Consider the following 20,099-nt stretch of genomic DNA (forward strand, 5'->3'; position numbering starts at 1 on the left):
GGGCTAAGCTTGGCCGGATCTGGAGGACCTTCGATGCGCAGACTTGCCCTTGCCGCCGTCGCCGTGGGCGCGGTCGGATGCTTGGCTCTCTCGGCCGCTGCGCAGCCCTATGGGGGCGGGCGCCGGCCCATGGCGACGCTCTACGAGGGCTACAACTTCGAAGGCCGCAGCGTCGACGTCTACGCCAGCGAAGAGAACCTCTCGGGCCTGCGGTTCAACGACAAGGCGCGCAGCGCCCGCTTCCAGGGCGAATGGCGCGTATGTGAAGACGCCGGCTTCGGCGGTCGCTGCCAGACGGTGCGCGGCGATGTCCCCGACCTGAACCGCATCGGCATGGCGGAGCGAATCTCCTCGCTGCAGACCAGTTCGGGCGGCTATGGCGGCGGCTATGGCGGCGGGGGCCGGCCGGGCTGGAGCGGCGGCCAGGGCCGCTCGGCCGAAGGCGCCCGATCGGTGTTCTTCCCCTATCCGAGCTTCGACGGACGCGACATCGCCGCCGGCGGCATGTCGGCCAACGCCTTCTGCCGTTCGCAGGGGCTGGGTCCGGCGCTCTACTACGACTCCAACGACCGAGCTCCGAGCGCGGTGGACGGAGAGGGGCGCTACGTCGCCAACACGACCATCATTCGTGACCTGCTGTGCCGTCGATACTGACCAGCGTCACTGCATGACCAAAAATTCACGTTGCGTCACATTGCCCTAGGGGGCGGCTGGGCGGATAACACCGCTCGCCGGAATCGTATCGGGATCGGGGAGAGATCCGATGCAAACCTTGACCGAGATCGTTGCGGCGGTGGTCGTCCACTCGTCGGCCGCCGCCTTTTCGCATCTTGGCGTGCCCGTGGAGGCGCATCAGGCCCCAAGGCCGGCGCCGGCGGAGCGCACGATCGCGCGCACCTCTCCCAAGCCGACGGCGGTGGCCGATTGCCCGCAGTCGCGGGCCAAGGCCGTTAAGACTTAGCGGCCAAAAGCCGGAGTTTCCGCTACAAATCGAGCCTTTGAAGCGCATGATCGTCGGATCGTGCTTTGCCTTGGGCGACTTCGTCGGTAATCCTTCGCTTGAGGCGCGAGTGCGGGGCGGCGCGTGGGGTCGCGCTCGTCATCCACCGCAGTTGTCAGCCCGCGCCGGACGGATCGCGTATGAAGATCAGGAAGCGGCGGCAAACGCTGGATTTCGGAGCGCTCGCCCAAGGGGTCGCGGCGGAGTTCGACGACGCCGAGGCGCTCGACATGGAGTTGGAGGTCGCTCCGGATTTCGACCTGTCGCCCGCCGAGCCGCCGCCGCTGTCGCCGGATGAGGCCCTGTTTGCGCCGAAGGAGCCGCCCAAGGCCGCCCCTGCGCCGGCCCTGACGGCCGCACCCGAGACCGCCGCGGATGAGGCCCCGGCGGCCGAAGCGCCTTCGGCTGAGCCGCAGAAGCCGGCCGCCGAGCCCGCCCCCGCCCCGAAGCCGCCGGCGCCGGAAGCGCCGACCCCGAAGGCCGCCGCGCCGGTCGAGCCGGCGCCTCCGGAAGCGACCCGGAGCGAGCCGGCGCGGCCCGCCGCCTTCCGGGGCGAGCCTGCCGCGCCGAAGCCGCAGGGGGAGCCTCCGTCGGCCGCCGTGCAGGCCGAGCCTCAGAAGAAGCCGGAGGCGCCGCAGCAGAAGGCTTGGGAAATCAAGCCTGCAGCCGAGCGTTCCCAACCGACCGCCGCTCCGGCTCCGCTGGCGCGTAGCGGCGGGGCCGCGCCGTTGCGGCGCGAGCCGCAGGGACGGCCGCCGGGCGCTGCGGCCAGTCAGCCGTCGCGGCCGGCGGCGGCCTCGCCGATCCCCGGCGCCGCGACCAGCGGCCGGAGCGCGGCGCGCAGCGCACGCCCGACCAGCGAACGCAGCGCGGCCCGCCGCCCTGTCGAGCCCACGTCCTCCGGCTGGCCCATCTATATCGGCGCGGCCGGGGCGACCCTGGCCTGGATCGGCGCACTGGCGGTGCTGACCTGGACTTCGCTCGGCCTGTCGTCGGGCCGGACGCTCGACCCGATGCTGCTGGCCGGCCTCGCCGCTCTGGCGATCGGACCGGTGGCGCTGATCTGGGTGTCGGCCTACCTGGCTCGCCAGGGCATGCGGCTGGCCACGGAGGCCGCCCGCGCCAAGGCCCTTGCAGACGACATGGTATCGCCCGCGGTGATCGCCGCCGGCCGGGCCGGCGACCTGGTGCAGGCCGTGCGCGAGGAGATCGTGACCGCAGGGCGCACCGCCAAGGAGGCGCGCGAATCGCTGCTGGCGTTGCGCCAGGCCCTGGCGGCGGAGACCGAACGGCTGGCCGAGACCACGGCGGCCTCGACCAAGGCCGCCGAGACGCTCGCTCAGACCCTGGGGCGCGAGCGCACGGACATGGCGGGCCTGGCCCAAGCGCTGGAAGCCCAGGCCGCCTCGGCCGTGGAGGCGATCGGGCGGCAGTCGCGGATCGTGGCGGACGCTTCGGACCTGGCGGAGACGCAACTGCGCGAGGCTGAAGCCTCGCTGACCGCACGGGCGGCGGACCTGACGGCGGCGGCCGGATCGGCGGCCGACGTGGCGCGCACCGCCGGCGAGGACCTCACGCGGCACATCGCCCGGCTGGAGAGCGCGGGCGGCGGCGTGGCCGAACAGATCAACGCCGTGGAAGCCGGGCTGGTCGAGCAGCGGGCGGCCCTGGTCGCCGCCAGCCAGACCCTGCGGGCCGACCAGGAGGTGTTCGCCGCCGAGGCCGAGAGCCAGACGGCCAAACTGTCGGAGTTCATCGCCCAGGCCCGGCTGTCGGCTTCCGAAATGGGCGACCGGGCGATCAAGGGCGCAGACGCCCTGCGCGGCCTGATCGCCGAGGCGGCCGACCAGTTCCGCGAATTCTCCGACCAGGCCAAGGTCGAGCGCGAGGCGTTCGGCGCCTCGACCAAGCAATCGCTGGAGGCGGTCGCCGCCGCTGCGGCCGAGGAGCGCGCCAAGCTGGAAGCCCAGACCCGTGCGTCGATCGAGGCCCTGGGCAAGGCGGCCGAGGAGACGCGCCAGGCCGCCGAGCGGCACGCCGAAGCCGCCCGCGCCCAGGTGGACCAGCTCGCGGAGGCGGCCTTCACCGCCGGCCAACGCGCCAATCAGGTGTTCGAGGCCCGCCTCGCCGAGGCGCGAGACCTCATCGAGCGATCGGCCCAGATGGTGGAACAGGCCGGGGCGGCGACGGCCAAGAAGCTGGACGAGGGCGCCAATGCGGCCCGGGGCACCCTGCAGGAACTGGAGAAGATGCTGCAGGAGATCGAGTCGCGGGCGTCGCAACTGCCTGCGGCGGCGCGTCAGCAGGCCGAGGAGGTCCGCAACGCCGTGATCCAGGGTATGGATCAGTTGATGGAGCATGCCCGGCGCACGGCCGAGGAGACCGAGGCGATCGACCTGGCCTTCCAGGAGCGGGTGCGCCGCAACTACGAGATGCTGAGCGAGGCCGTGCGGCTGATGGGGGCGGTGGCGACCAACGCCGGTCCGGCGCCCGCCCCGCGGTCCGTGCCAGGCGGCCGGCCGGGCAAGGGCGGCGCCTCGCTTGCGGAGCCGGCGCCCGCCGCGACGCCGGCGGCGGAAATGGGCCTGCGCCAGCGGCTGCGCCTGACGCCCACGGCGAGCGACCAGGAATTCTCGGAAGTATTCGACGCGGCCGGAGGGCGCACGCCGGAGCCGGCTGAGGCGGGCGACGGCTGGACCTGGAAGGAGCTGCTCTCCTCGATCGACGAGACCGACGAGGCGGCGCCGGAAACCCAGGGCGAGGTCAGCCTGATCGCGGAAATCACCAGCATGGGCATCGATCCGGCCGCCCTGCTGCCGCGGGCGCGGATGGAGGAGATCGCCGATCTGCTGCAGAACGGCGAGGCCGACGCCTGCCGCACGCTGGTGCGGCGCCTTGCGCCGGCGGCCACGCGGCGCCTGGCGCGGCGGCTGTTCACCGACGCGCCGCTGAAGCAGCAGGTGCGCCGTTACGTGGCCCGCCACCAGCGCCTGCTGGCGGACGCCGCCAAGCGGGACAAGGACGGCCTGGAGCTGGGCGCCCTGCTGGCGTCGGACGCCGGGCGCGCCTTCCTGCTGCTAGACGCCGCGGCCGGAGACGGAGCCTAGGGCCGCGCGCCTGCGCCGCAGGCGCCGGCAAGGCTTCATTAACGGACCCGACTCCTAATCGATCGGGGGCGTTGCATGCCTCTCGACCGGGCGGGGGCCCGTGCTCGCAAGGCGGCGTCGCCGGGAGGGTGGCCGTGGGTGTGCGGACAGCGTTGCGCTGATGGGGCTGGATGCGAACTCCCGCGCGCGCTTCAATTTCGAGCGGGCCTCGGTGCTGCTGCTCGACGGCACGCCTCTGGGCCTGGAGATCCTGGTGCAGGTGCTGACCGGCTTCGGCGCCAAGACCCTGCACAGAGCCGCCAACGCCGACGAGGCCAAGGACATCATCCAGCGCTTCGCCATCGACCTGGCCGTGGTCGACGCCTCGCCGACAGGCGAGGGCTATGAGTTCGTCGCCTGGCTGAGGCGCAGCAAGATCGAGCCCAACTGCTATGCGCCGGTGCTGCTGACGGCGGGACACACGCCGACCCATGCGATCGAACAGGCGCGCAACTGCGGCGCCGACTTCATCATGAAGAAGCCGCTGACCCCGAAGGCGGTGCTGGAGCGGGTGGTCTGGATCGCCCGCGAGGGACGCAAGTTCGTCGACTGCGACACCTATGTGGGTCCGGATCGGCGGATCAAGAACGAGGGCGTGCCCGGCGGCGGTCCCGGCCGGCGGCGGGACGACCTGCCGCCCGACGTGGGCGAAGCGGTGACGCCCAACATGGACCAGGACATGATCGACGGCCTGGTGCCCACCCAGAAGGTCAAGCTGTGAGCGTCAGCTTCTTCATGCCCAAGCGCCAGCTCGGCGCCCTGCTGCGCGCGCCGGGCGGCCTGCCGCTCGCCGAGGCGATCACCCGCGCCACCGCCAACCTGGGGACGGTGGCCGGCCAATGCGTCGCCGAACTGGGCAAGATGATCGGCGAGGCGGAGGCGCTCATGCGACAGTGTCCCGCGGCGTACGACAAGGCGTTCCTGGCCGAGCTCTACGGCCTGGTGAGCCCGCCGATCGGCCTGGCTTCGGTGTGCGGCCTGAACGCCATCGACGTGGCGCTGCACAGCCTGTGCGACCTGGTGGATCACCTGGGCGCGACCGGGCGGTGGGACGTGGAGGCCATGCAGGTTCACGTGCAGGCGCTGAAGCTGCTGCTGCACACCGAGAGCGCGCAGGACGCCAAGCAGACCGAGGCGGTGTTGAGCGGTCTGCGCCGGGTGAGCCAGCGCTATGCGGCGCCCAAGGCCGACACCCCGGCCGCGTCTTGAACCGGCGGCGGGGGCTCGCTAGGGCAGGCGGACGGCCGACCCGCGGCCGACCCCATTGACCGGAGCCCAGCCCTGCGCACGCTGACCGTCCAAGATGAGCGCTGGCCCATCGCCGGCGCCTTCAAAATCGCCCGCGGCGCCAAGACCGAGGCGCATGTGGTGGTCGCCGAAATATCCGAGAAGGGCGCGAGAGGGCGCGGGGAGGCCGTGCCCTACGCCCGCTATGGCGAAACGGTGGACGGGGTGCTCCGGCAGATCGAGGGCGTCCGGACGGCGATGGAGGCCGGCGTTTCGCGCGAGCAACTGCAGGGGCTGCTGCCGGCCGGCGCAGCGCGCAACGCCCTGGACTGCGCCCTTTGGGACCTGGAGGCCAAGCTCGCCGGCGAGCCGGCGTGGCGGCTCGCCGGGCGGCCACGGCTGGACCCTGTGAAGACCTGCTATACGATCAGCCTGGGCGCGCCGGAGGAGATGGCGGAGGCCGCCAGGGCCGCAGCGCGGCGCCCGATGCTGAAGCTGAAGATCGGCGGACCCGGAGACCTCGACCGGGTGGCGGCGGTGCGCGGCGCAGCTCCGAAGACGCGGCTGGTGGTCGACGCGAACGAGGCGCTCAGCTTTTCGGACCTGGAGCGGCTGGCCCCGGAATTCGCGCGCCTGGACGTGAAGCTGATCGAACAGCCGCTCAAGGCCGGGGAGGACGAGGCGCTCGAAGGCTTCGAGAGTCCGGTGATGCTGTGCGCCGACGAGAGCCTGCACACCCGAGCCGAACTGGACGCCTGCGCGCGGCGCTACGGCTGCGTGAACATCAAGCTCGACAAGGCCGGCGGGCTCACCGAAGCGCTGGCGCTGGCGGACGCAGCGAGGGCGCGGGGGCTGGAGATCATGGCCGGCTGCATGGTGGCGACCTCGCTGGCGATGGCGCCGGCGATGATCATGGCCCAGGGCGCGGCGTTCGTGGATCTGGACGGTCCGCTGTTGCTGGCCCGTGACCGAACTCCAGGACTGACCTTCATCGGCTCGCTGATCGAGCCGCCGACGCCGGCGCTGTGGGGCTGAGGCGGTCGCCCCCGCGGCCCGCCGGAAAGTTGACAATTGTCATGGCGCCCGCATCAGCTCGGGCGGCAGGACGCATGGACGCCCGCCCGCCGCCGGGGCGGCGGACGGGCGGACCTGGCGCAGGCCGGAGTACAGGATGACCATGGCGCACCGGCCGAGAATGGCCGACAACTACACGCCCAAGCTCTTCACGGTGCTGAGCGAGCGCTACGGGCTGCGCGACCTGCGGGCCGACGCGCTGGCCGGACTGACGGTCGCCATCGTCGCCCTGCCGCTTTCCATGGCCATCGCCATCGCCTCGGGCGTGGGCCCCGAACGGGGGCTCTTCACGGCGATCGTCGGCGGATTCCTGGTCTCGGCCCTTGGGGGCAGCCGCTATCAGATCGGCGGGCCGGCCGGCGCGTTCATCGTGCTGGTGGCCGCCACCGTGCACCAGCATGGGGTGGACGGGCTGGTCCTGGCCACCTTGCTGTCGGGCCTGATGTTGGCGGCGGTGGGGGCGCTGCGGCTGGGGTCGTTCATCCGCTACATCCCCTATCCGGTGACGGTGGGCTTCACCGCCGGCATCGCGGCGATCATCCTGGCGAGCCAGATCAGGGACCTGCTGGGCCTCACCCTTTCGGGCCCGGAGCCGGGCGAGCTGGCGCCGAAGCTCGCGGCCCTGGCCCAGGCGCTGCCCACGGCGAGCTGGCCGGCGGTGGCGGTGGGCGCCCTGTCGATCGGCGTCATCCTCGGCCTCAAGCGCTGGCGTCCGCACTGGCCGGGCATGCTGGTGGCGGTGGTCGTCGCCTCGGTCGCCGCCATCGCCCTTGGCCTGCCCGTGGAGACGATCGGCAGCAAGTTCGGCGGCATTCCGCGAGGGTTGCCGGCGCCGCACCTGCCGCCGGTGGACCTGGCGAAGATCCAGGCGGTGCTGCCGGCGGCGCTGTCCTTCACCCTTCTGGGATCGATCGAGAGCCTGCTGTCGGCGGTGGTGGCCGACAGCATGAGCGGTCGCCGCCACCGATCGAACATGGAGCTGATGGCCCAGGGCGCGGCGAACGTGGGCTCGGCGTTCTTCGGCGGGATTCCGGTGACCGGCACCATCGCCCGGACGGCGACGAACGTGCGCGCCGGCGCGCGCGGGCCGGTGGCGGGGATGCTGCATTCAGCCTTCCTGCTGACCTTCATGCTCGTGGCGGCGCCGCTGGCGGGGTACATCCCGCTCGCCGCCCTGGCCGGCGTGCTGGCGCTGGTGGCCTGGAACATGGCCGAGAAGCACGAGTTCGCCACGCTGATCCGGGCCTCAAAGGGCGACGCGGCGGTGCTGCTGACCACCTTCGGCCTGACCATCTTCAAGGATCTGTCGACGGGCATCGTCGCCGGCTTCTCCCTCGGGGCGCTCCTGTTCATCCACCGCATGTCGACGACGGTGGGGGTGCAAGCCGGCGCCGGCGAAGAGGACGACCGCGGCTATGCCGAAGGGCTGGTAGGGGACCGGGACGTCGCGGTCTTCCGTATCTCCGGCGCGTTCTTCTTCGGCGCGGCCTCGGCCGTGAGCACGGCGCTGGACCGGATCGGCGAGCACCCCAAGGCCTATGTGCTGGACGTCTCGGACGTGCCGCTGCTGGATTCCACCGCGGCCGCCTCGCTGGCGAGCTTCGTGCGCAACGCCGGCCGTCACGGGGCGAGGGTCTATGTGGCCGGGGCCGGGCGGGAGGTGCGCCGGGCGCTGCTGCGGCATGGGGTGCGCCCCCCGCTGGCGCGGTTCCGCAGCAACGTGGAGCACGCGGTCGCCTCGGCGCGTGCTAGGATCGCCGGAGAAGCCGACAGCGACTGAGGCGGCGATGTTCCGGCATGTGAAGTTCGCCAGCGCGCCCGTGCGCGACCAGGACCGGGCCGTCGGATTCTATCGGGACGTCCTGGGGCTGACCCTCGTCAACGACACCCCTTACGGCGACGACTGGCGCTGGATCGAGTTCGAGATTCCCGGTGCGGCGACGCGGATCCTGTTCGCGCGGGCGGGGGCCGAGGCGCCCGGACCGGAGCCGGCGCTGATCCTGGTGTGCGAGGACGTGGACGCCGCCCACTCGGAACTCGCCGCGCGGGGCGTCAGGTTCACGCAGGAGCCGACCGCCGCACCCTGGAGCCCGCAGGAGCGCTTCGCCCTGTTCGCCGACAGCGAGGGCAACGTGGTGATGCTGGGCTCGGGAGCCTGAGGACCGGGCGCCCGCCGGGTTCTAGCGGGCCGGTTCGACCTGGGCGTAGCCGAGCTGCTCGTTCAGGCGCTCGATCACCTCGATGGCCGCCTCGGGCACAGGCGAACCCGGCGTGAAGATCGCCGCCACGCCCATCTCGCGCAGCGCGTCGAAATCCTCAGGCGGAATGACGCCGCCGACAACCACCATGATGTCGGCGCGGCCCAGGCGGGCGAGTTCGGCCTTCAGCTCCGGCACCAGGGTCAGGTGGCCGGCGGCGAGGGAACTGGCCCCCACCACGTGGACTCCGGCCTCGACGGCTTCGGCCGCAGCTTCGGCGGGGGTCTGGAAGAGATCGCCGATGTCGACGTCGAAGCCGAGGTCGGCGAAGCCGGAGGCGATCACCTTCTGCCCGCGGTCGTGCCCGTCCTGGCCCATCTTGGCGACCAGGATGCGAGGCTTGCGGCCGTCGGCCTGGCGGAAAGCCTCGGCGAGGGCCCGGGCACGGTCGGCGGCCGGGGTGTCGCCGGACTCGCGCAGGTAGACGCCCTTGACCGCGTCGGCGCGGGCCTTGTGGCGGCCGAAGACCGCCTCCAGGGCGTCGCTGATCTCGCCGACCGTAGCCTTGGCGCGTGCCGCCTCGACGGAAAGCTCGAGCAGGTTGCCGCCGCCGCGGGCCCCGTTGGTCAGGGCCTCGAGGGCGCGGGCGACCGCGGCGGGATCACGCTCGGCCTTGAGGCGCTTCAGCTTTTCGAGCTGGCGCTCGCGCACGGCGGTGTTGTCGACCTTGAGCACCGGAATCTCGTCGGCGCTTTCGGGCTTGTAGCGGTTGACCCCGACGACGCTCTGGCGGCCGGAGTCGATGCGGGCCTGGGCGCGGGCGGCGGCCTCTTCGATCCGGCGCTTGGGCAGGCCGTCCTCGATGGCGCGGGCCATGCCGCCAAGGGCCTCGACCTCGGCGATATGCTCCAGGGCGCGGGCGGCGAGGTCGGCCGTCAGACGCTCGACGTAGTAGGAGCCGCCCCAAGGGTCGATCACCCGGGTCTGGCCGCTCTCCATCTGGATGAAGAGCTGGGTGTTGCGGGCGATCCGCGCAGAGAAGTCCGTCGGCAGGGCCAGGGCTTCGTCCAGCGAATTGGTGTGCAGGCTCTGGGTCTGGCCGCTGGCGGCGGCGATGGCCTCCACGCAGGTGCGCGGGACGTTGTTGAAGACGTCGTGAGCCGCAAGGCTCCAGCCGCTGGTCTGGGTGTGGGCGCGCAGGGCGAGCGAACGGGAGTCCTTGGGGTCGAAGTTCTCCTTCATGAGCCTGGCCCACAGCAGGCGTCCGGCGCGCTGCTTGGCGATCTCCATGAAGGCGTTCATGCCGGCGTTCCAGAAGAACGACAGGCGCGGGGCGAACTGGTCGACCGTCATGCCGGCGGCGACGCCGGCGCGGACGTACTCGACGCCGTCGGCCAGGGTGTAGGCCAATTCCAGGTCCAGCGTCGCGCCGGCCTCCTGGATGTGATAGCCGCTGATCGAAATCGAGTTGAACTTCGGCATTTCGCGCGAAGTATATGAAAAGATGTCGGAAATGATCCGCATCGATGGTCCGGGCGGATAGATGTAGGTGTTCCGGACCAAGAACTCCTTGAGGATGTCGTTCTGGATGGTGCCCGACAGCTTGGCGTGCGGGACGCCCTGTTCCTCGCCGGCGACGATGTAGAGCGCCAGGATCGGCAGGACCGCGCCGTTCATGGTCATCGACACGCTCATCTGGTCGAGCGGGATGCCGTCGAACAGGGTGCGCATGTCGAGGATGGAATCGATCGCCACGCCCGCCATGCCGACGTCGCCCTTCACCCGCGGGTGGTCGGAATCGTAGCCGCGGTGGGTGGCCAGGTCGAAGGCGACCGACAGGCCCTTCTGACCGGCGGCGAGGTTGCGCCGGTAGAAGGCGTTGGAGTCCTCAGCCGTGGAGAAGCCCGCATACTGGCGGATGGTCCACGGGTTGGTCAGGTACATGGTCGGGTAGGGGCCGCGCTGGAACGGGGCCAGGCCAGGATAGCCGTGGCGGGCGTCCAGGTCGGCGACGTCGGCGGCGGTGTAGACGGACTTGACCGCAATGCCCTCGGGCGTCTGCCAGGGCGCCTCGGCGGCCGGCGGCGCGGCGGCCGAGCCGGCGTCGAAGGGCAGGGTGGAGAAGTCGGGGAAGCGGCTCATCGCGCGGCCTCCTCAAAAGGAGCGGACAGGCGGATCGGCGTCAGCGGCGGACAGGCGCCGTCGGGGCCGGGCAGGCGGGGCGAAGGGGCCTCGACGGGCGTGCGCGCGGGGCGCTCCACCTCGACCGGAGCTTCCTGAGCGGGCGGGAAGGCGGTGACGCCGACGATCTTCGGCGCGCCGGCCGCGGCGCGGGCTTCCAGGGCTCGGGCGACGTCGGCGGCGACCGCCCCGTCCGTCAGGGCGGCGACGAGGCCGCCCTTCGCCTCGATGGCCTGGAAGGCGGCCCAGGCGGCGCGGGCGAGGCCGTCGGTCAGCGCCTCGACATAGCCGGCGCCGGCGGCCGGGTCGGCGACGCGGCCGAGGTGAGCCTCCTCCATCAGAACGAGCTGGGTGTTGCGGCTCTGGCGCCGGGCGAAGGCCGTGGGCGCGCCGATCGCGTCGGTGAAGGTCCCGAGCTGGATGGCGTCGGCGCCGCCGACCGCCGCGCCGAAGCCGGCGGAGGTGAGGCGCAGCATGTTGGTCCAGACGTCCTGTCCGGCCAGCATGCGGCGCGAGGAGCGCGCCTCGATGCGAGCCGGTCCGGGCGCGCCGCAGGCTTCGGCGATCCGCGCCCAGACGGCGCGGGCCGCACGCAGCTTGGCGATGGTCACGAAGTAGTCCGCGTCCGCCGCCAGGCTGAGGGTGATGCGCGAGAGCGCCGATGCGATCGGCAGCCCCGCACGGACCAGGGCCTTGGCGTAGGCGACCGCGGCGGCGGCGGCGAACGCCAGCTCGCCCACCTCGCCCCCGCCGGCCTCATGAACGACCCGGCCGGAGGCCAGGAAGAGCTGGGACTGGGGATAGGTCTCGGCCATGCGCACCGCGACGGTGGCGGCGGAGACCAGATGGCTTTCGATCGGGCCGGGCGATTCGCCCGCCTGGGCGAAGGCGCTCAGGGGATCGAGGTTGAAGTGCAGGCGGGCGGCGGGCGAGGCCTTGGCCACGGCGCTCAGCCAGTCGGCGGCCCTCGGCCCGAGGAAACCGGCGTCCAGGCCCACCGGGGCGAGCTCGAGCAGCACGCCCTCGAGGGCGCGGGCGAGGTCATCGGCCGAGCCGACCGCGACGCCGTCCTCGGCGGCCGGGTCGAGCCGCAGAATCGTGGACGCCGCGCCGCCCTCCAGGTCCCGCAGGATCTCGCGGTTCGCGGCGGCCGGGTCGGGATGGGCGACGGCCACGCGCAGGTCCCAGGGCCGATCGGCGTCGAAGGGCCGCATCGCCATCGGCGGCGGGGCGGGCGCGTCGTCGGCGGTGTAGAGCGGCGCGATCGGCACGCCGTCGACGGTGGCGCCGAAAAGGCTCTCGAACGGCTTGTCGCCCAAGGTCTTTTCGACGAGGGCGCGCCAGTCCGCCGCACTGGCTGCGGGGAAGGCGGAGGCGAGATGGGAGGTGTCGGCCATGGCGGGCCAGATGGGCCGCGTGCGCCTTTCGCGTCAAGTCGCCGTAGGGGAACCGCGGCCTGCGCGCCGCCCGCGGCGCAACGCCGCTTGCACGCCGCCGCGTGATGTGCGTACGCTGTAAATATTAGAACGCACCTGATATTAGAGAGGACCTCGTCCATGGCCCTGCCGCCCGTCCTGCGCGATCGCCTTCGCCTGCCGGTGATCGCCTCACCGCTGTTCATCATCTCGAATCCGGACCTGGTGATCGCCCAGTGCAAGGCGGGCATCGTCGGCTCGTTTCCTTCGCTGAACGCGCGGCCGATCAGCCAACTGGACGAGTGGCTGGCGCGGATCACCGAAGAGCTGGCGGCCTACGACAAGGCCAACCCCGACGCGCCGTCCGCGCCGTTCGCGGTGAACCAGATCGTGCACAAGACCAACGACCGGCTGGAGCAGGACGTGGAGCTGTGCGTCAAGTACAAGGCGCCGATCGTCATCACCTCTCTGGGCGCGCGCACCGACGTGAACGACGCGATCCACTCCTACGGCGGCGTGACCCTGCATGACGTCATCAATTCCAGCTTCGCCCGCAAGGCGATCGAGAAAGGCGCCGACGGCCTGATCCCGGTGGCGGCGGGGGCCGGCGGACACGCCGGCAAGCTGTCGCCCTTCGCCCTGATCCAGGAACTGCGCGAGTGGTTCGACGGGCCGATCGCCCTGTCCGGCTCGATCGCCAACGGCGCGGCGATTCTGGGCGCCCAGGCGATGGGCGCGGACCTGGCCTACATCGGCTCGGCCTTCATCGCGACCAAGGAAGCCAACGCGGTGCAGGACTACAAGGAGATGATCGTGGCCTCGAGCGGCGACGACATCGTCTATACGAACCTGTTCACGGGGGTGCATGGCAACTACCTGCGGCCCTCGATCGAAGCCGCGGGGCTGGACCCGGACAACCTGCCGCAATCGGACCCGTCGAAGATGAACTTCGGCTCGGGGGGCAACACCAAGGCCAAGGCCTGGAAGGACATCTGGGGCTGCGGCCAGGGCATCGGGGCGGTCAAGGACATCCCGTCCGCGGCCGAGCTGATCGAGCGGCTCACCCGCGAATACGACGCCGCGGTCGAGGCCCTGGAGGCCAAGGTGGCCCTGACCCGCAAGCGGGCCGCGGCGCTGGCGGCGGAATAGGCCCTAGAAGGGAACGCTAGGCGGCCAGGTCGGAAGCCGGCGTTCCTCCCGTGGCTCGGGGGCCCAGGCCCGTTCGTCCTGGGGGCGGCGGGCGCGGCCATAACCCGGGCTGAAGGCCGGGCCTTCCGCCGCCTCGGCGGGGGCTTGGTCGTTCCACGGCGCTTCGTCGGGACCGTAGCCGTAGGCGTAGTCGCGGTCGGCGGCCATGTCGTCGTACGGGTCTTCGTAGTAGGGCTCGTAGTACCAGTCCGGCGGCGTCGGCGGCTCCAGCGGGGCGGCCCAGTCGAAGTCCCGCACCGGCAGGCCCTGATGGGCGTCGGCCATGAAGGTGCGCCAGATCACGGCCGGCGTAAGCCCGCCGGTGACGCCGCGCATCGGACGGTTGTCGTCGTGGCCCACCCAGACGCCGCAGACCCAGTCGGGGGTGAAGCCGACGAACCAGGCGTCGCGATAGTTCTGGCTGGTGCCGGTCTTCCCGGCCGCGGGACGGCCGAGGGCGGCGCGCGCGCCAGTGCCGGAGGAGATCACCCCCTCCATCATCCGCACCATCTGGCCCGCCTGGTACTGCGGATAGACCGGGACAGGCGCGCCGGGGGTGTTCTGGTAGAGCACGTCGCCGCGGGCGTTGGTGATCTGCGAGACAAGATACGGCCGCACGCGCGAGCCGCCGGCCTGAAGCACCTGGTAGGCCGAGGTGAGGTCCAGGAGACTGACTTCGTAGGCGCCCAGGGCGAGCGAGGGGCCCGGGTGCTCGGGCACGCTGGACAGTCCGAAGCGGCGGGCGAGCTCGGCCACCCGATCGACGCCGACTTCCCGCGCCAGGCGGACCGCGACGGTGTTGAGGGACAGGCGAAGGGCGCGTTCGACGGTGACGGCGCCGCTGTAGCCGCCGCCGTAGTTCTGAGGCGACCAGCCGTCGATGTCGATCGCCCGGTCCGCCCGCACGTCGTAGGGATTGACCCCCCGTTCGAGGGCGGCGGCCCAGACGATCGGCTTGAAGGCCGAGCCCGGCTGGCGGCGCGCCTGCAGGGCACGGTTGAAGGGGCTCCTGGCGTGATCGACGCCCCCGACCATGACCCGGACCGCGCCGTCCGGGGCCAGGGCCACGAGCGCGCCCTGGCGGCCGCGGCCGAGGTTGCGGCGGAGCGCCTGGGCGGCCTTGGCCTGGAGCGCCGGATCGACGGTGATGCGGACGACGAGGTCGGGCGCGGCTTGGCCGACCAGGGTCTCGGCCTCGCGGGCGGCCGCGTCCAGCGCCCAGGCCATGTCGCCCTCGGGCCGCGCCCCGGGGGGGCGCACCTTGGGCGGCCCGGCGGAGGCGGCGGCGATCTCGGCGGGCGTGGCCCAGGCGGTGTCCTGCATCGCCGCCAGGATCAGGCGGGCGCGGCTCCAGGCCGCCGGCAGGTCGTTGGTGAGGGCCAGGCGGCTGGGGGCCTTGGGCAGGGCGGCGAGGAGTGCGGCTTCGGCGAGCGTCAGGTCAGACGCGTCCTTGCCGAAGTAGCGGTCGGCGGCGGCCGCGAGGCCATAGGCGCCGTCACCGAAGTAGATCCGGTTCAGGTAGAGCTCGAGAATCTCGTCCTTGGTCAGGGAGCGCTCCAGGCGCGCCGCCAGGGCGGCCTCCTGGATCTTACGCTTCAGGGTCTTGTCCGGCTTGAGGAACAGGGTGCGGGCGAGCTGCTGGGACAGGGTGGAGCCGCCCTCCACGGCATGGCCGGCGCGCAGGTTGGCGAGCGCCGCACGGGCGAGGCCGCGGACGTCGACGGGGCCGTGCTGGTAGAAGCGGCGATCCTCGGCGGCGAGGAAGGCGAGGGGCACGTGCGCCGGGAGCTCGGCCAGATCGACCCGGCGGCCGTGCCGCGGGCCGCGATAAGCGACGACCTTGCCGTCGGGGCCCAGGAAGGTGACCCCCCGCGGGCGGCCGGCCGACCAAAGCGCGGCGCGGTCGGGGATCGCCGGCAGGTCGGCGAGATAGAACCGCTGAACCGCCAGGCCCGTGCCTGCGGCGCCGACCACGACAACGGCGAGAACCGCGCCGAGGAGCGCGCCCCAACGCAGACCCGGGCGCCGCGGAGGCGGCGGTCTGGGCGTCGATGGCGGCTTGGCGAACGTCCTGGGGGGCAAGGGAAAATCCGGAAGGTGCCTTTAGGGGGCCGATTGGACAGGTGGCCGGCGGGTCCTGCAAGGGACGAGCCGGCGGACGGGAGCGGACAGACTGACGCAAGGCCAAGGCCAGGATGTGTCGGCGGCGTCAGGCGTGGGGATTGTCGAAGACCTGCTCCACTGCAAGACCGAACAGCGCCGCGATCCGGTAGGCCAGATCGAGGGAGGGATCGTGCTTCTCGGTCTCCAGGGCGTTCACCGCCTGCCGCGACACGCCAAGCCGGCGGCCGAGCTCCTCCTGTGTCCAGCCGCGCTCGGTGCGTAGTACCCTCAGGCGGTTGCGCATCAGCGGGAGGTCCGCACCAGGGGCGTCACCGCCCCGAAGGCGGCCCAGAACAGCGGATAGATCAGCCACCCCGGGGCGTGCGGCGCCTGGGCGTAGCTTTCAAGAAAGCCCCAGGCGCTGAACAGGGCCATCGCCACGCCCGAGGCGATGATGAAGCGCTTGGCGAGAACCGCACGCACGAACTCGTCGCATTGGCGCATAAGTTCGAGCGTCGCCCAGATCTGTGCAGCGACGGGGGCGGCGATCGCCAGCCCCAGGACCCATGCGCCGGGCCGCCGCAGATCGTCGAACGCGCCGGCGACGGCGGCGGCGTTAACCGCGACATAGGCGCCCATGAAGGCGAAGGTGCGTCGAGCGTAGCGGCGTCGGGGAAGGTCGGCGGACATGACTGCTCCTGCGATGGAAGGCAAACCTTACATGCGCCCGATGTCAGGTCAACCTGACATCGGTAGGATCAGGCGGCGTCGGAGGCGGCGGCCGTCAGCAGGGCCTGGTCGATAGCCTCGTAGAGCCGGGCGGCCTCGATGGGCTTGGAGACGTGACCCGTCATGCCGGCGGCGCGGTACTCGGCCACCTGGTGGGCCATGGCGTTGGCGGTGAGCGCGATGATGGGCGTGGGCGCAGCGCCGCGGGCGGCCTCCTCGGCGCGTATGGCGCGCGCGGCGGTGGGGCCGTCCATCACCGGCATCTGCACGTCCATCAGGATCAGGTCCCAGCGCTCGCGGCGCCAGGCCTCCACCGCCTCGGCGCCGTTCTCGACCACCACGGGATCGATGCCGGCCTGGTGCAGCAGCGTCTTCAGGACGAGCTGGTTCATGGGGTTGTCCTCGGCGGCGAGGATGCGAATTTCGCCGTGGTCCGCGCCGGGCTCGCCGGCGGGGGCGGGCGCCTGGCCGGCATGGGAGCCGCGGCGGTCCCCGACCCGCGGCAGGGGCAGGACGACCTTGAAGGTCGAGCCGACGCCCGGCGTGCTTTCCGCCCGGACCTCGCCGCCCATGAGGGTGGCCAGATCGCGACAGATCGCCAGCCCCAGTCCAGCGCCGCCGAAGCGGCGGGTGGTGGAGACGTCGGCCTGGACGAACTTGTCGAACAGGCGGTCCATCCGGTCCGGCGGGACGCCTTCGCCGGTGTCGGTGACGGCGATCACGATCTCGCCCGAGCCGGGGACGATGTTGACCTGCAGGCGCACCTCGCCGCGGGCGGTGAACTTCAGGGCGTTGGAGATGAAGTTGTAGACGATCTGTCGCACGCGGGTCGGATCGCCGCGGTAGACGCCCTCGGCCTCGGGGGCGACGTGCAGGGTGAGGGCCAGGTCCTTGGTCTCGGCGTCGCCGGAGAAGGCCAGACGGGCGGTGCGCACGAGGTCGCCAAGATCGAACTCGATCTCCTCGAGGTCGAGCCTGCCGGCTTCGATCTTGGAGATGTCGAGCACGTCGTTGAGGATGGCGAGCAGGGCCTCGCCCGACTGGCGGATGACCGACAGCCGTTCCCGCTGGACGGCGCTGAGGTCGCCGGCGGCCATGGCCTGGGCCATGCCGAGCACGCCGTTCAGGGGCGTGCGGATTTCGTGGCTCATGGTGGCGAGAAAGGCGGACTTGGCGTGGCTGGCGGCCTCGGCGGCGACACCGCGCTCCATCGCCTCGGCGCGGGCCGACCGAAGGGCCGTGCGCGACGCCGACAACATCTGGCGCGCCGCGGCGAAGTAATAGACGAGCACCGCGCCGCTGACGACCGCGGGCAGGATGCGCAGGGGGCGCCCCTCGGCCACGACGCCGGCGATCAGGTCGGCCACGCCGGCGCAGGCCGCAAGCAGGAGCGGTGTGGTCGCCCAAAGGAACATGCGTGGGCGCGCGTAGAACTGCATCAGCAGGTAGAGCGTGGTGACGGTGAAGATCGAGACCGCCAGCAGCCGGGCGACGAGGTCGCCGGACAGCCAGAGCAGGGCGGCGATGACGGCGTAGTTGCATCCGGCCAGGATGATGACGCCCATGATCGTGAGCAGGAGGCGGTCGGTCGGGGGCGACTCGGCGCGCCGCTCGAAGGACGAGGCCAAGGAGCGCTCAAGCAGGGCCGCTGAGATCACGCAGGCGAGCCAGACGAGCGGTTGCCACCAGGGCAGCAGGGGCAGGGCGCCGAGGGTGACGGCCGCCGCAAGCCCCATGCGCTGAGGGATGGTGCGGTTGGATGCGATGAACAGCTTGAGGGCCGCCATGCGCTCCGCATCGTCCATTCGAGCCAAGCGTCGATCCTCCCCCCAAGCGCACTTCTTTTGCGAGGATGATCAAGCGGCAGGGTGATCAAGGCGTTAAGGGTGGGCCTGCCGCGACGCCTGGACGCGGCGGGTCAGCGTTTTACGCGCCCGTTGAGCTCGTCGCCGGCGTCCCTGGGCAAGGGCAGGAAGAAGGCGAGGGAGACGAAGGTGATCAGGCCCACCACCATGAAAGCCGGGGAGATCGCCGCCGCCGTCAGGTGCGTTTGCCCCTGGGCCGTCATGAACAGGTGCATGAGCATGGCCGCCAGGCCGACCCCGATCGACTGGACGAGCTGCTGGGCCATGCTGGACATGGTCGAGGCGCGGCTCATCCGCGACTGGTCGATGTCGGCGTAGGCCAGGCCGTTGAGGCTGGTGAACTGCAGCGAGCGGAAGAAGCCGCCGACCAGCAGCACGAGCATGATCAGCCAGTGCGGCGTTTCCGGCTGGAAGAGACCGTAGGCCATGAACAGGACGCCGGTGATGACGGCGTTGACGACCAGTACGGTGCGGAACCCGAAGCGGCGCAGGATCGGCGGGGCGGCCGTCTTCATGACCAGGGCGCCGGCGGCGCTGACGAAGGTGAGCAGCCCGGCCTGGAACGGAGACATGCCGAAGCCGAGCTGCAGGAGCAGGGCCAGCATGAAGGGCGTTGCGCCCATGGCCAGGCGCATGAAGGCGCCGCCGACCACCGAGGCGTTGAAGGTCTGCACCCGGAAGAGGGTGAGGTCGAGGATCGCATGCGGGTCGCCGCGCGCCTGGCGCGCATAGACCCAAAGGCTGAAGGCGCCGCCCAGGAAGAGCGCGAGGACCGCCGGCGCCGGCAGGATGTCGCGGCCGAGATTCTCGAAGCCGAAGATCAAGGCGGCCATGCCGAAGCCGGTGAGGAACAGGCCGCGCCAGTCGATGGGTGAGACCGCCTGTTCCTGCACATTGGGCACGAAGCGGGCGACGAGGGTGACGCCGATCGCGGCGATCGGCAGGTTGACGAAGAAGATCCAGCGCCAGTCCCAGAAGGTGACGACGAAGCCGCCGATGGGCGGACCGATCACCGGGCCCAGCAGGGCCGGCATGGTGAGGACCGACATGGCCCCGACCAATTCGGACTTGGGCGTGGTGCGCAGGAGAACCAGGCGGCCGACGGGCACCATCATGGCCCCGGCGGCGCCCTGGAAGACCCTGGCGAGGACCAGGTCGAGCAGGGAGTTGGCCAGGCCGCAGGCCGCCGAGCTGAAGGCGTAGAGCACCATGGCCGCCAGGAAGATGCGCTTGGCGCCGAAACGGTCGGCCGCCCAGCCGCTGATCGGCAGGAAGACCGCAGTGGCCAGCATGTACATGGTGATGGCCAGGTTCAGGCGCAGCGGGTCCTCATGGAGCGCCCGGGCCATGGTGGGCAGGGCGTTGGAGAGGACCGTGGCGTTCAGCGTCTGCATCAGCAGGGCCGAGCCGATGATCGCCGGGATCATCCAGCCGACGGTGGCGGTGGGCTCGGCCGGCGCGGCGGGCGCGGCGCGCGCCGAGGGATCGGGCAGATCCTCGAGCTGGCTCACGGCTGCCCCGCGGAGAGCTGGAGAAGGGGCTCGGCGGCGGCGGCCAGGGCCAGGCGCGCCTCGGCGGGGAGCTGGGCGAGGTGGGCGGCCAGCCAGTCGTTGCGCTGGCGGCGGATGGCGGCCAGGGCCTCGCGGCCGGCCTCAGTGATGGTGAGGCCGGAGCGGCGGCCGTCCTCGGCGTCGCCCGTGCGGCTGACCCATCCGGCGGATTCGAGCCGCTTGACGTGGCCGCTCATGGTGGGCCGGGAGATCTGCTCCTCGTCGGCGAGGTCGCAGACGCCGACGCCGGGGTTGCGCAGGATCTGGCCGAGGAGCAGGGCGTCCAGAGCCGAGACTCCGACCTTCTTGGCTTCCTGCCGCAGGCGCCGCGAGACGCGCAGGATCGCCGGCCGCAGGGCTTCGGCGAGGGCTTCGGGGTCGGCGGGATTGGCGGAGAGGGCGTCGAGAGGCACGGATCTGCGG

The 20,099-nt window shown here is 71.8% G+C and carries 17 protein-coding genes; 9 read left to right on the forward strand and 8 right to left on the reverse strand.

Going from position 1 to position 20,099, the window contains the following annotated elements; genetic code table 11:
* Nucleotides 1-129: 129 nt before the first annotated feature.
* The 8 genes from ACK4YQ_RS08135 (at nt 130) to ACK4YQ_RS08170 (ending at nt 8,606) form a co-directional block, all read left to right on the forward strand.
* Entirely contained in the window at nt 130-654 is a 525-nt protein-coding gene (locus ACK4YQ_RS08135) for a beta/gamma crystallin-related protein (RefSeq protein WP_409610163.1), read from the forward strand.
* A gap of 109 nt (nt 655-763) precedes the next feature.
* Nucleotides 764-961 carry a hypothetical protein gene (locus ACK4YQ_RS08140; protein ID WP_409610165.1) on the forward strand — a complete coding sequence of 66 codons (198 nt, stop codon included), beginning with the start codon at nt 764-766 and terminating at the stop codon, nt 959-961.
* 179 nt (nt 962-1,140) lie between these two features.
* The gene (locus ACK4YQ_RS08145) at nt 1,141-4,107 is read left to right on the forward strand and encodes a polar localization protein TipN (RefSeq protein ID WP_409610167.1); all 2,967 of its coding nucleotides are present in this window, start codon (nt 1,141-1,143) and stop codon (nt 4,105-4,107) included.
* 160 nt (nt 4,108-4,267) lie between these two features.
* Complete coding sequence (locus ACK4YQ_RS08150) at nt 4,268-4,867, forward strand: PleD family two-component system response regulator (protein WP_409610169.1); 600 nt, start codon at nt 4,268-4,270, stop codon at nt 4,865-4,867.
* Entirely contained in the window at nt 4,864-5,355 is a 492-nt protein-coding gene (locus tag ACK4YQ_RS08155) for a hypothetical protein (protein ID WP_409610171.1), read from the forward strand. The genes ACK4YQ_RS08150 and ACK4YQ_RS08155 overlap by 4 nt, the downstream gene beginning before the upstream one ends.
* A gap of 81 nt (nt 5,356-5,436) precedes the next feature.
* Complete coding sequence (gene dgcA / locus ACK4YQ_RS08160) at nt 5,437-6,408, forward strand: N-acetyl-D-Glu racemase DgcA (RefSeq protein ID WP_409610678.1); 972 nt, start codon at nt 5,437-5,439, stop codon at nt 6,406-6,408.
* Nucleotides 6,409-6,544: 136 nt separating this feature from the next.
* Complete coding sequence (locus ACK4YQ_RS08165) at nt 6,545-8,227, forward strand: SulP family inorganic anion transporter (RefSeq protein WP_409610173.1); 1,683 nt, start codon at nt 6,545-6,547, stop codon at nt 8,225-8,227.
* Between the two features lie 7 nt (nt 8,228-8,234).
* A complete protein-coding gene (locus ACK4YQ_RS08170; RefSeq protein ID WP_409610175.1) occupies nt 8,235-8,606 on the forward strand; it encodes a VOC family protein in 372 nt (123 codons plus the stop codon).
* 21 nt (nt 8,607-8,627) lie between these two features.
* Here the strand turns inward: ACK4YQ_RS08170 and scpA are convergent, their stop codons facing one another.
* The gene (gene scpA / locus ACK4YQ_RS08175) at nt 8,628-10,787 is read right to left on the reverse strand and encodes a methylmalonyl-CoA mutase (RefSeq protein WP_409610177.1); all 2,160 of its coding nucleotides are present in this window, start codon (nt 10,785-10,787) and stop codon (nt 8,628-8,630) included.
* Complete coding sequence (locus tag ACK4YQ_RS08180) at nt 10,784-12,223, reverse strand: methylmalonyl-CoA mutase family protein (protein ID WP_409610179.1); 1,440 nt, start codon at nt 12,221-12,223, stop codon at nt 10,784-10,786. The genes scpA and ACK4YQ_RS08180 overlap by 4 nt, the downstream gene beginning before the upstream one ends.
* 159 nt (nt 12,224-12,382) lie before the next feature.
* Here ACK4YQ_RS08180 and ACK4YQ_RS08185 point away from each other — a divergent pair, with 159 nt between their 5' ends.
* On the forward strand, nt 12,383-13,390 hold the full coding sequence (locus tag ACK4YQ_RS08185; protein WP_409610182.1) for an NAD(P)H-dependent flavin oxidoreductase: 1,008 nt from the start codon (nt 12,383-12,385) through the stop codon (nt 13,388-13,390).
* A gap of 3 nt (nt 13,391-13,393) precedes the next feature.
* Here the strand turns inward: ACK4YQ_RS08185 and ACK4YQ_RS08190 are convergent, their stop codons facing one another.
* From ACK4YQ_RS08190 to ACK4YQ_RS08215, 6 genes are all read right to left on the reverse strand, one after another.
* Entirely contained in the window at nt 13,394-15,403 is a 2,010-nt protein-coding gene (locus ACK4YQ_RS08190) for a transglycosylase domain-containing protein (RefSeq protein WP_409610184.1), read from the reverse strand.
* A 235-nt stretch (nt 15,404-15,638) separates the two neighbouring features.
* Complete coding sequence (locus ACK4YQ_RS08195) at nt 15,639-15,836, reverse strand: helix-turn-helix transcriptional regulator (RefSeq protein ID WP_409610186.1); 198 nt, start codon at nt 15,834-15,836, stop codon at nt 15,639-15,641.
* The gene (locus ACK4YQ_RS08200) at nt 15,836-16,222 is read right to left on the reverse strand and encodes a hypothetical protein (RefSeq protein WP_409610188.1); all 387 of its coding nucleotides are present in this window, start codon (nt 16,220-16,222) and stop codon (nt 15,836-15,838) included. The genes ACK4YQ_RS08195 and ACK4YQ_RS08200 overlap by 1 nt, the downstream gene beginning before the upstream one ends.
* A 68-nt stretch (nt 16,223-16,290) precedes the next feature.
* A complete protein-coding gene (locus tag ACK4YQ_RS08205; protein ID WP_409610680.1) occupies nt 16,291-18,066 on the reverse strand; it encodes an ATP-binding protein in 1,776 nt (591 codons plus the stop codon).
* Nucleotides 18,067-18,179: 113 nt separating this feature from the next.
* Nucleotides 18,180-19,637: an MFS transporter gene (locus tag ACK4YQ_RS08210; RefSeq protein ID WP_409610190.1), complete on the reverse strand. Its 1,458-nt coding sequence runs from the start codon at nt 19,635-19,637 to the stop codon at nt 18,180-18,182.
* Nucleotides 19,634-20,089: a MarR family winged helix-turn-helix transcriptional regulator gene (locus ACK4YQ_RS08215; RefSeq protein WP_409610192.1), complete on the reverse strand. Its 456-nt coding sequence runs from the start codon at nt 20,087-20,089 to the stop codon at nt 19,634-19,636. Before ACK4YQ_RS08215 ends, ACK4YQ_RS08210 begins: the two co-directional genes overlap by 4 nt.
* Nucleotides 20,090-20,099 lie beyond the last annotated feature (10 nt).

Source organism: Phenylobacterium sp. (assembly GCF_046291545.1).
Taxonomy (GTDB): domain Bacteria; phylum Pseudomonadota; class Alphaproteobacteria; order Caulobacterales; family Caulobacteraceae; genus Phenylobacterium.